The sequence below is a fragment of the Xanthobacter autotrophicus genome (genome assembly GCF_030015065.1).
Classification (GTDB): domain Bacteria; phylum Pseudomonadota; class Alphaproteobacteria; order Rhizobiales; family Xanthobacteraceae; genus Xanthobacter; species Xanthobacter autotrophicus_D.
Genome location: NZ_JAIVFN010000135.1, coordinates 1 through 10,493 on the forward strand (window position 1 = coordinate 1; position 10,493 = coordinate 10,493).

The 10,493-nt window shown below is 67.4% G+C and carries 11 protein-coding genes; 4 read left to right on the forward strand and 7 right to left on the reverse strand.

The genetic code is table 11. The annotated features are described in order from the left end of the window. Positions 1–49 precede the first annotated feature (49 nt). The 3 genes from pheS to rpmI form a co-directional block, all read right to left on the reverse strand. Entirely contained in the window at positions 50–1,159 is a 1,110-nt protein-coding gene (gene pheS, locus K9U40_RS19835) for a phenylalanine--tRNA ligase subunit alpha (protein ID WP_282891846.1), read from the reverse strand. 166 nt (positions 1,160–1,325) lie between these two features. Continuing rightward, complete coding sequence (gene rplT / locus K9U40_RS19840; RefSeq protein WP_282891847.1) at positions 1,326–1,688, reverse strand: 50S ribosomal protein L20; 363 nt, start codon at positions 1,686–1,688, stop codon at positions 1,326–1,328. Positions 1,689–1,714: 26 nt separating this feature from the next. Beyond that, positions 1,715–1,915 carry a 50S ribosomal protein L35 gene (gene rpmI / locus K9U40_RS19845; RefSeq protein ID WP_282891848.1) on the reverse strand — a complete coding sequence of 67 codons (201 nt, stop codon included), beginning with the start codon at positions 1,913–1,915 and terminating at the stop codon, positions 1,715–1,717. A gap of 497 nt (positions 1,916–2,412) precedes the next feature. Between rpmI and K9U40_RS19850 the strand changes: the two genes are divergently transcribed. Continuing rightward, positions 2,413–2,976, forward strand: a complete 564-nt coding sequence (locus K9U40_RS19850) for a BA14K family protein (protein WP_282891849.1) — start codon at positions 2,413–2,415, stop codon at positions 2,974–2,976. Between the two features lie 69 nt (positions 2,977–3,045). Here K9U40_RS19850 and K9U40_RS19855 read toward each other — a convergent pair whose 3' ends face one another. From K9U40_RS19855 to infC, 4 genes are all read right to left on the reverse strand, one after another. Further along, positions 3,046–3,987 carry a glycosyltransferase family 25 protein gene (locus K9U40_RS19855; RefSeq protein ID WP_282891850.1) on the reverse strand — a complete coding sequence of 314 codons (942 nt, stop codon included), beginning with the start codon at positions 3,985–3,987 and terminating at the stop codon, positions 3,046–3,048. A gap of 207 nt (positions 3,988–4,194) precedes the next feature. Beyond that, complete coding sequence (locus tag K9U40_RS19860; protein ID WP_282891851.1) at positions 4,195–5,316, reverse strand: radical SAM protein; 1,122 nt, start codon at positions 5,314–5,316, stop codon at positions 4,195–4,197. Continuing rightward, a complete protein-coding gene (locus tag K9U40_RS19865) occupies positions 5,258–6,166 on the reverse strand; it encodes a glycosyltransferase family 25 protein (RefSeq protein ID WP_282891856.1) in 909 nt (302 codons plus the stop codon). Before K9U40_RS19865 ends, K9U40_RS19860 begins: the two co-directional genes overlap by 59 nt. A gap of 311 nt (positions 6,167–6,477) precedes the next feature. Beyond that, positions 6,478–7,002, reverse strand: coding sequence for a translation initiation factor IF-3 (infC, locus tag K9U40_RS19870; protein ID WP_282891852.1), 525 nt, complete (start codon positions 7,000–7,002; stop codon positions 6,478–6,480). Between the two features lie 307 nt (positions 7,003–7,309). Here infC and K9U40_RS19875 point away from each other — a divergent pair, with 307 nt between their 5' ends. The 3 genes from K9U40_RS19875 to K9U40_RS19885 form a co-directional block, all read left to right on the forward strand. Beyond that, positions 7,310–8,197, forward strand: coding sequence for a DUF3108 domain-containing protein (locus K9U40_RS19875; RefSeq protein WP_282891853.1), 888 nt, complete (start codon positions 7,310–7,312; stop codon positions 8,195–8,197). A 200-nt stretch (positions 8,198–8,397) separates the two neighbouring features. Next, a complete protein-coding gene (locus K9U40_RS19880; RefSeq protein ID WP_282891854.1) occupies positions 8,398–9,801 on the forward strand; it encodes a glutamine synthetase family protein in 1,404 nt (467 codons plus the stop codon). 11 nt (positions 9,802–9,812) lie between these two features. Further along, positions 9,813–10,493 (forward strand): NAD(P)/FAD-dependent oxidoreductase (locus K9U40_RS19885; protein ID WP_282891855.1); only part of this gene is annotated, 681 nt, incomplete at its 3' end.

The window sequence follows — 10,493 nt, forward strand, 5'->3', positions numbered from 1 at the left end:
CCCCCTCTCCCGCTTGCGGGGGAGGGCTGGGGAGGGGGCAGGGTTGCCCCTACGCGCTCAGGCCGCCGGCCAGCGTGGGGAAATCCAGCGGGCGGAAGCCGTAGTGGGAGAGCCAGCGCACGTCGGCCTCGAAGAAGGCGCGCAGGTCGCTCATGCCGTATTTCAGCATGGCGATGCGGTCGATGCCCATGCCCCAGGCAAAGCCCTGGTATTCATCGGGATCCAGCCCGCAATTGCGCAGCACGTTGGGATGCACCATGCCGCAGCCGAGGATCTCCAGCCAGTCCGAGCCCTCGCCGAAGCGGATTTCGCCGGGGCGGGAGCGGTCGCACTGGATATCCACTTCCATGCTCGGCTCGGTGAAGGGGAAGAAGGACGGGCGGAAGCGCATCTTCACGCCCTCCACCTCGAAGAAGGACTTGCAGAATTCTTCCAGGATCCACTTGAGGTGGCCGAGATGCGCGCCCTTGTCGATCACCAGCCCCTCCACCTGGTGGAACATGGGGGTGTGGGTCTGGTCACTGTCGCAGCGATAGGTGCGGCCGGGGCAGATGACGCGGATGGGCGGCTTTTTCGTCTGCATGGTGCGCACCTGCACCGGGGAGGTGTGGGTGCGCAGCACCTTGCGCTCGCCGTCCTTGCCGGGGGGCAGGAAGAAGGTGTCGTGCATCTCCCGCGCCGGATGGCCGGCGGGGAAGTTCAGCGCGGTGAAGTTGTGGAAGTCGTCCTCGATATCGGGACCCTCCGCCACCGAGAAGCCCATGTCGGCGAAGATGGCGGTCAGCTCCTCCATCACCTGGGCGATGGGGTGCACGCGCCCGGTCTCGGCGGCGGCCTCGCGGACGGGGAGGGTGACATCCACCGTCTCGGTGGCGAGGCGGGCTTCCAGCGCTTTCGTCTTCAGCGCCGACCGGCGATGGGTGATGAGGCCGCTCACCCGGTCGCGCATGCCGTTGATGGCCGGGCCCATCACCTTGCGCGTCTCCGGGCTCATGGCGCCGAGCGACTTGAGCAGCTCCGAGACCGAGCCCTTCTTGCCGAGGGCGGCGATGCGCACCTCCTCAAGGCCGGCTTCATCCTCGGCGCGCAGGATGGCGCTCGCGATGTCCTGCTCCAGGTCCGCGATGGCGCTCTGGTCGGTCACGTCGATGTCGGACATGTCGATGCTCTTGAAGTTCTTGAAGTCCCGCGGGGGGCGGCTCGCGGACGGTTGCGCCGCTTATAGACGGGGGCCGCCCAAACGCAAAAGCCCCGGACGGATGACCGCACGGGGCTCTTGAAGGTCTCGGAAAGACGGGATGGAAAGCTCAGGCCGGCGCGGAGGCTCAGGCCAGCGCGGACTTGGCCTTCTCCACCAGGGCCTTGAACGCGTCGGGCTCGTGGATGGCGATATCCGAGAGCACCTTGCGGTCGACCTCGATCCCGGCCTTGCCGAGACCATCGATAAATCGCGAATAGGTCAGGTCGAGATCGAGCGCGCGCACACCGGCATTGATGCGCTGGATCCAGAGCGCACGGAAGTTGCGCTTCTTCACCTTGCGATCGCGGTAGGCATACTGCATCGACCGTTCGACGGCCGACTTCGCAGCGCGGATGGTATTCTTGCGACGGCCGTAAAAGCCCTTGGCGGCTTTGAAGACCTTCTTGTGCTTGGCGTGCGAGGTAACGCCACGTTTCACGCGGGCCATGGAAAAGCTCCTTCAGATCGCTGGCGTCAGCCGTTCGGCAGGAACGACTTGCGGATGATCCGCCCGTCGCACTCGGCGAGGATGGTGGTGCCGCGCTGGTTGCGGATCTGGTTGTTGGTCCGCTTGATCATGCCGTGGCGCTTGCCGGCCTGGGCCGCGATCACTTTTCCCGTACCCGTGAGGCGGAAGCGTTTCTTGGCTCCCGACTTGGTCTTCATCTTGGGCATTTGGCTCTCCGTGGCATGGGTTCGCCACGCCTTGCGGCGGGGAACGCTCAGCCTCTTGTTGCTGTTGAGCGGTATGAGCCAGCGCGGCAGCCCTTATTCGCCGGCCGGCCCGAAGGCGGCAGTCGTTACAGGAGGACGGCGCGAAAGGCAAGCGCCGGCCGGCTCCGCCCCGCGGCGGGCGCTGCGGTGCGAAGGAATCCGGGTGTGTCGCAGCGTCACGCAGGGTTGAACGGCGACAGGGGGGATTTGAGCAACGGCAACAACTTCGCCGCGTTGTAGCCGTAACTTGCCATAGGTCCGGCGACAGAAACACACAAACACGGTCGAACCTGTAGTGCGTAAAGGGAGTGACCATCATGTTCGGAACGAAAAGAGTGGCACTGCTCGCGGCCGCCATGGTTGCCGGCGGCATGCTCTCGTTTTCCGGCGCACCGGCCGGCGCGCAGGCGCTACGGCTCGGTCTCGTGAACGCGGACGCGCAGCGTAGCGCCGCGGAGGTGGACAGTGTCCAACATCGCGGCGGCGGCGGTTATCGCGGTGGGGGTGGATTTCGCGGCCCTGGCCGGGTCGGTCCCGTCGGCGGGGCGCGTTTTGCCGGCCCGCGCTATGGCGGCGCGCGATTTGTGGGTCCCGGCTATGGCGGGGCACGCTATATGGCGCCGCGCTACGGCGGGGCACGCTATATGGCTCCGCGCTATGGCGGTGCCCGTTATGTTGGTCCGAGGGTCGGGGGGCCGCGCTATGTGGCCGGTTATCCCGGCTGGCGTCCGGGCTGGGGCCATCCGGGCTGGCGCCCGCCGCCGGGCGCGTGGGGTCCCGGGGCGTGGCGTCCGGGCTGGGGCTGGTACCGTCCGGGCGGGGGGTGGGGTTACTACAACAACACCGGGGCGTGGGTCGCGCTCGGCGTCGCCAGCGGGCTGGCCCTGGGCGCGGTGGCGGCGACGGCGGAGCCGGTCTATGGCGACGACGCCGTGGCGTACTGCATGCAGCGTTACCGCTCCTACAACCCGGCCACCGGCACCTATACCGGTTATGACGGGTATCAGCATCCCTGCCCCTGAGGGAGCAGGCAGATCAAGGAAGCCCGGCGCACCGCGCCGGGCTTTTTGCTGCCTGGGCGCAGCCCCGCTTCAGCGGTTCAGCGACATGGTGGACCGCTCCGGCTGGCAACGCTGCGGTTCCGGAAGCGGCCGCGTCGCGTCGGCGCAGGGCCTGTGCGCCGGGTCGGGCGGGACAAGCGCAGCCGCTGCGACCGGCAGGACGGTTCCGATGAACGGAACGTCGCGCCAGGCGCGCCCCGTGACGATGCGGGCGTAATGAAATTCCACCTGCCGCCGGGACCGGCGCGCCCAGCGGTCCACCTCGCGCAGGCATTTTTCGGCGATCGAGCGCTGCGCCTTGGACTGTGGCGCCGGCTTTGCCGGGGCCGGGCGGGGGCCGCGCATGATTTCCAGGTCCGAACTGGCGAGGGCAGAGCTTCGCGCAGGCCCGTAGAATTCCGCCTGAAGGCACAGGCCGGGCCGAAGCTGGTAGGTGTTGCTCGGGTAGTGGCCGGGGCTCGCCGGGTCGAACAGCACCATGTCGATGGGCGCGGCGAACGCGACCAGTTCCTTGAGCGCGTGTTGCGCGAAGGCGCGGGTGACCATGTAGGCGGCGGTGCCATGCTGCTTGGAGTGAAGGCGATGCATCTTCACGCCCCGCAGCCCGCCCCGCCGGCCGCGCCCGAGGATCGAGTGCTGGGGCGTCGCCTCCAGCCGCAGAATGTCCATGTCGGGCGGAAAGGCAGGAGGGTTCTCGATAAAGCGCTTCAGCTGCGGCGCGACCAGCGCGTCATCCTCCATGACGAGGCAGTGCGGCGCGCCGCTTTCCACAAAGCGTTCCCACGCCTTGCGGTGACTGAGGGCGCAGGCGTGCTCGCCGGATGTGATCCGACCCATGCGGGGACCGAGGTTCGCCACGGCGCCGTCAATGGCGTCGATGCGCTCGAACGGCAGCCCGAGCGCATCCAGCTGGTTGCGCATGAATGCAAGCCGATCCGGCCGACGGGAGAGGTTGATGAGCAGGATCAGCAACTGCAACGCTTAAGCTGTAGATTGGAACTATACAATTTTTAGCATCGTTCGGATGCCTGCGATACCGCCGCGCTGACGCAGCTGTGGAAATGTTCAGGTCGGCGACGAGCGCGGTCGCGCGCCACCGCGCGTGCCGAGCCGCGGGCTTGTGGAGGCTGGTCAGGGAGGAGGCCCTGCATCCGGCGCAGGGCGCATTGCTTCCGGCCCTTAGGGCAAGGGCCGCTCGGTGAAGCGGGCGACCGCCTGGATGCCGGACATGAGCTTCCAGGTCAGGTCGCCGGCGATGCCGAGGTCGGGCCGCATGGGGGCGGCGGTGGCCTGGTGGTCGAGCATCTTCTGCCGCCCGTCGAGCGTGCTGCTCTCGCGCTTCACGGAATGGCTGATGCCGCAGAACTGGTTGCAGGAGCGCATCAGCTTGCGGATGTTGTCGGCGCCGAGCCAGAAGCGCTTCAGGTCGCCGCTGCGCTGCATCGTCTTGCCCGGAAACTGGCCCGAGAAGCACAGGCGCGCGACGCCGTAATGATTGACCATGATGTTGCGGTCATACGAATTGCAGATGTGCTCCTGCGTCGCGGTCTTGGAGTGCCAGCCGCGGTCGAGGTCCGATGCGCCATAGAGCGAGCGGAAATACATCCCCACCTGCGCGACCCAGAGCGGGTTGTAGTTGAGGCCGTATTTCGCATTGCACCGGTCGAGGATCGCCACGATCTCGTCGGGGTCCACCTGGGTCTGGGATGCGAAGAAGGGATCCTGCTCGCCGGACTGGCCAAAGCTGGGCTGGAGGAAATTCAGCTTCAGCTTGTCGGCGCCGATGTCGTTCAGGACGAGGTCGTAGAAGGCGTCGATGGAGCGGTAATTGTCGCCATAGATGAGCCCCATCACATAGATGCGGGTCTTGTCCTGCGCGTTCAGGCGCTTGCGCGCCGCCACCAGCAGCCGCAGGGCGCGGACCGCCTTGTCGAAGGCGCCGGGCACGCCGCGGGTCTCGTCGTGCTGCGCCGGGACCGGGCTGTTGAGCGAGATGGAGATCTCGTGCGGCCCTTCGAGGATCATGCGCTCGGCCAGCTTGTCCTCGCGGATGCGCGTGCCGTTGACCACCGACAGGGCCCTGAGGCCGTTGCTGCGGCACGCCTTCGCCAGCGTGAAGTAATCCTCGAGGTCGAGCATGGGCTCGCCGCCGCAGATCACGACATTGCCGCTGGGGCTGATCTGGGAGAACTCCGCGATCAGCTGCGCGCGGCCGGCGACGGAGAGGTAGTTGGCGCGGTCGTCATCGGTCCGTTGCCAGAAGTCGCAGTGCTTGCACTTCAGGTTGCAGCGTTTGTTCACTTCCAGGAACAGAAAGCGCGGTGGCAGCAACCGGGAGGACCCCGCCGGCGAAGGGGACGTCGCGCCAGGCGCGCCCGACAATGAACCGTGCATAGAGAAACTCCACCTTGGCCCGGCTTCGGCGCCACCAGCGGGCGACCTCGCGCAGACATTTTCTCAGGAACGATCGCTTGATCTTGATCCGGGGCCCCGGCTCGTGGCGGGGAAAGCGGATGCGGCGGTCCATCTCCAGGTCGGAGTGGGCAAGGGTCGAGCCTTGCCCCGGCTCGTAGAGCTCCGCCTGGAGGCACACGCCGGGCCGGATCTGGTAGGTGACGTTCGGGTAGTAGTTCGGGCTCTTCACCTCGAACAGAACCTCGTCCACCGGCTCGACGAATACGGTGAGGTCCTTGAGGGCGCGTTCCGCGAAGGCGCGGGTGATGACATAGGCGGCGCAGCCGTGATGCCGCGACAGCAGGCGGTGCGCCCGGAAGCCCGGCGGCCCGCAGCGCCGGCCGCGACCGAGCAGCGACAGCTGCAGCCGAGTCTCCAGCCGCAGGATGTCCGCGCCGGGGGGAAAGCTGCGGGGGTCCTCGATGAAGCGCTTCGCCTGCGGCGAGACGAGCACGTCGTCCTCGAGGATGAGGCAATGGCTCTCGCCGCTGGCGAGGAACCGCGTCCAGGCCTTGCGGTGGCTGAGCGCGCAGGCGCGTTCCACCGGCGAAATCAGCGCCGTGCCGGGCCCCACGTCTTCAACCTTGCCATCCACGGCGTCGATTCGCTCGAACGCCACTCCCAGCGCATCGAACTGGCTGCGCACGAAGGCGAGCCGGTCGGGGCGGCGGGCAAGATTGATCAGGAGAACCAGCATTCCGGACGTAGGAGCAGTTTGGAATGTTTCCGTGTCTCGCAAACCGCCCCGGAGCGCAACCGCATTTCAGGCGGGGCGGCGCTGCTGGAGGTAGCAAGCTCGGGGGTGCTGCAATTCCATTCGGCCCGTGTGCGAAAGATGTCGCACCAGTGGCAGGGGTAGCCCCGTCCGGGCCAGCCGGAAAGCGAAGCTTCCGGCGGGGAGCGCGGGCGGGTCATGTTCGGGAAAAAGCGCGGCAATCGCGAAAGGCCCGTCGCAGGGCCTCGCCTGATGCCGCCACTTGTCCCGGCGTGATCAGCTTCAGGCGATCCTCACCGCGGGGCGAGGATCATGATCATCTGCCGGCCTTCCAGCATGGGCTCGGCCTCGACCTTGGCGATGGCGGCCACGTCTTCCTTCAGCTTCTGCAGCAGCTTGAAGCCGATGTCCTGGTGCGCCATCTCGCGGCCGCGGAAGCGCAGGGTGACCTTCACCTTGTCGCCTTCCTCGAAGAAACGCTCCATGGAGCGCATCTTGACCTCGTAATCGTGGGTGTCGATGCCGGGGCGGAGCTTGATCTCCTTGACCTCGACCACCTTCTGCTTCTTGCGGGCCTCGCTCGCCTTCTTCTGGTTCTGATACTTGAAGCGGCCGTAATCGAGGATCTTGCAGACGGGGGGCGCGGAGTTCGGCGAGATCTCGACGAGGTCGAGGCCGGCTTCCTGCGCAAGGGTGAGAGCATCGCGAATGGCCACCACGCCGCGGTTTTGCCCATCCTGGTCGATCAGCTGGACTTCGCGGATGCGGATTTCCTCGTTGACGCGCGGACCATCCTTCTCCGGCGCGACGGGTCTCATGGGGCGACGAATGGCTTTTCACTCCTCAGACATTGACGAAATACCCGAGGCGAATGGGCCACGGCGCCGGCTCTTGCCGTCGTCAACGTGACCCGCGTCTCAGGGTAGGCTGGAAAGATCGTGACAAACGGTCGTAAAGTCAATGACCGATGAGGATTCGCGGGGCGCCCTCGCGGGGGCGCCGGCCGCGCTTTCCTGACGGGAAATGGGCCACAGTTCAGCCGCCTTCCCTGCGCATCAGTGGGGGCGCCGCCAAACCGCGGGTATTTCCCGCGGACAACCGGCCTCCCGGCCACGGACGCATTTCATGACCGACGCCCGTTCCGCCTTCCTGTCTGCGCGCCCCTGTTCCGCGCGCGCCGCCCTGCGCGCGGCCCTGGCGGCCGGCGCCGTCTTCGCCGGCATTCTGGCCTCACCCGGCGCGGTTCGCGCCGAGGGCCGCCTCGAAGCCAAGTACACGCTGACGGTCGGAAGCGTGGAACTCGGGCGCGGCTCCATCGTGGTGGAGGCGGGGGACGCGAACTACGAGATCTCCGGCTCGGCCCGCGTCACCGGCGTGCTGCGCGCGGTGTCCTCGGGCAAGGGCGTGGCCGCCTCGCGCGGCACGCTGTCCGGGGGCAGGATGGTGCCGCGCGTCTATGCCATGAACGCCGAGGCCGACGGCAAGGCCGAGACCGCGCGCATCGCCATCGCCGGCGGCGCGGTCAAGGAGATGGACGTGGAGCCGCCGCTGAAGCCGCTGCCCGACCGCGTGCCGCTGACGCCAGACGCGCTCCAGAACGTCATCGATCCCATGAGCGGCGCCTTCGTCTACGTGCCCGGCTCCGGCGATCTCCTGTCCGCCGCCGCGTGCGAACGCGCCATCCCGGTGTTCGACGGCCGCCAGCGCTACGACGTGAAGCTCTCCTACCTGCGCACGGAAAAGGTGAAGACCCAGGGCTATGCCGGCCCCGCCGTGGTGTGCGGCGTGCGCTACAGCCCGGTCGCGGGCCATCGGCCGACCCGCTACACCGTGAAATATATGATGGAAAACAAGGATATGTTCGTCTGGCTGGTGCCCGTCGCCGGTACCCGCCTGCTGGCGCCCTTCAAGGTGTCGGTGGCGACCATGATCGGCACCGCCGTGCTGGAGGCGACCTCGTTCGAGACCCAGGCCAGGACCGGGGCCGTTCCGGTGAGCGCGCCGCGCCCCTGATTTGCCGAATCCGCCATCGGTCCCGCCGGGACCCCACATGTCGTAGGGGGGAAGCGGGAACGGCGCCGCGGGTTCGATTCGATCGCGATTCGTTCGATGCCTGTTCCATCGCGGGCCCGGCTTTGACGGCATCGCGTTGACACCCGCCATGGCTGAGGTGTTCCCTCAAGGGGCGTGAGCGGTTCACGCGCGAGGACATCATGGCGAAACGCAGCAAGGGTGCGCAAAAGGCTCAAGTCACGGCGCCGCGGGGCGTCACCTCCCTGACCGAGGCCAAGGCCTGGATGGCCGGCCGGGGCATCACGGAGATCGAGTGCACCGTGCCCGACCTTGCGGGCGTCGCCCGCGGCAAGATCATGCCGGCCTCGAAATTCTTCTCCTCTCCGGTGATGAACCTGCCGCTGTCGGTCTTCTTCCAGACCATCTCCGGCGAATATCCGGACTATGAGGGGCTGGTGGATTCGGTGGTCGCCGACAGCGACCTCGTGATGGAGCCGGACTTTTCCACCCTGTGCTCGGTGCCCTGGGCGCAGGACCCCACCGCCCAGGTGATCCACGACGCCTACCACCGCGACGGCCGCCCGGTGGAGCTGGCACCCCGCCAGGTGCTGCGCCACGTCATCTCGCTCTACGAGAAGAAGGGCTGGAAGCCGGTGGTGGCGCCGGAGATCGAGTTCTACCTGGTGGAGCCCAACACCGATCCCGATTATCCGCTGAAGCCGCCCGTGGGCCGCTCGGGCCGGCCGGAGATCGGCCGCCAGTCCTATTCCATCCAGGCGGTGAACGAGTTCGACGCCCTGTTCGAGGACATCTACGATTATTCGGAGGCCCAGGGGCTGGAGATCGACACCCTGATCCACGAGGACGGCGCCGCGCAGATGGAGATCAACCTGCGCCACGGCGACCCGCTGACGCTGGCGGATCAGGTGTTCCTGTTCAAACGCACCATCCGCGAGGCGGCGCTGGCGCACAAGATCTACGCCACCTTCATGGCCAAGCCCATCGCCAACGAGCCGGGCAGCGCCATGCACATCCATCAGTCGGTGGTGTCCGCGCAGACCGGCAGGAACATCTTCTCCGACGAGGATGGCGACCCGACGCCGGAGTTTTTCTCCTTCATCGCGGGGCACCAGAAGTACCTGCCGTCGGTCATGTGCATCATGGCGCCCTATGTGAACTCCTACCGCCGGCTGACGCGCGACTCGATGGCGCCCATCAACCTGCAATGGGGCTACGACAACCGCACCGCCGGCCTCAGGGTGCCGCCCTCCACCCCCGAGGCGCGGCGGCTGGAGAACCGGGTGCCGTCCTCGGACGCCAATCCCTATCTGGTCATCGCCGCGTCGCTCGCCTGCGGCTATCTCGGCCTCACCGAGAACCTGCGCGCCACCGACCCGCTGGAAGGCGATGCCAAGAATCTCGACTTCGACCTGCCGCGCGGCCTGCTGGAGGCGGTGGCGGCCTTCTCGGACAACGAGGCCCTCGCGGAGGTGCTCGGCCATCGCTTCGTCGCCGCCTATGCGGCGGTGAAGCAGGCGGAGTTCGAGACCTTCATGCGGGTCATCTCGCCCTGGGAGCGGGAATATCTGCTGCTGAACGTCTGAAGGCGCGCAAGGTGGACGAGGCTCAATCCAGGCCGCCGGCGGCATTCGATCCCGCCGGCCATGCCGCGTCCTGGTACGCGGCGACGGCCATCGCCTGTCCCGCCTTTCCCGCGCTCAAGGGCGAGGCGAAGGCCGACGTGTGCATCCTCGGCGGCGGCTATACGGGCCTGTCCGCCGCCCTGCATCTTGCCGAAGCGGGCTTCGGGGTGGTGGTGCTGGAGGCGGCGCGGGTCGGTTCCGGGGCGTCGGGCCGCAATGGCGGCCAGCTCCATTCCGGCCAGCGGCGCACCCAGGACGTCCTTGAAAAGGTCATGGGGCGCGAGGATGCCCACAAGCTCTGGGACCTTGCCGAGGAGGGCAAGGCGCTGGTCAAGGGCCTCATCGCGCGCCACGGCATCGACTGCGACCTGAAGGGCGGCCTGATCCATGCCGACCACAAGCCGCACTTCGTCAAGGAAAGCCACGACTATGCCCGCCTCCTGCGGGAGGACTACGGCTATGACGCCATCGACCCGCTGACGCGCGAGGAGATCCGCGCCCTGGTAGGTACGCAGGCCTATCATGGCGGGATCATCGACCGGGGCGCGGGGCACCTGCATCCGCTCAATTTCGCCCTCGGCCTCGCCAAAGCGGCGGCCGGGGCCGGGGTGCGCATCTTCGAGGGGACGCGCGCCGTGGCCGCGACGGAGGAG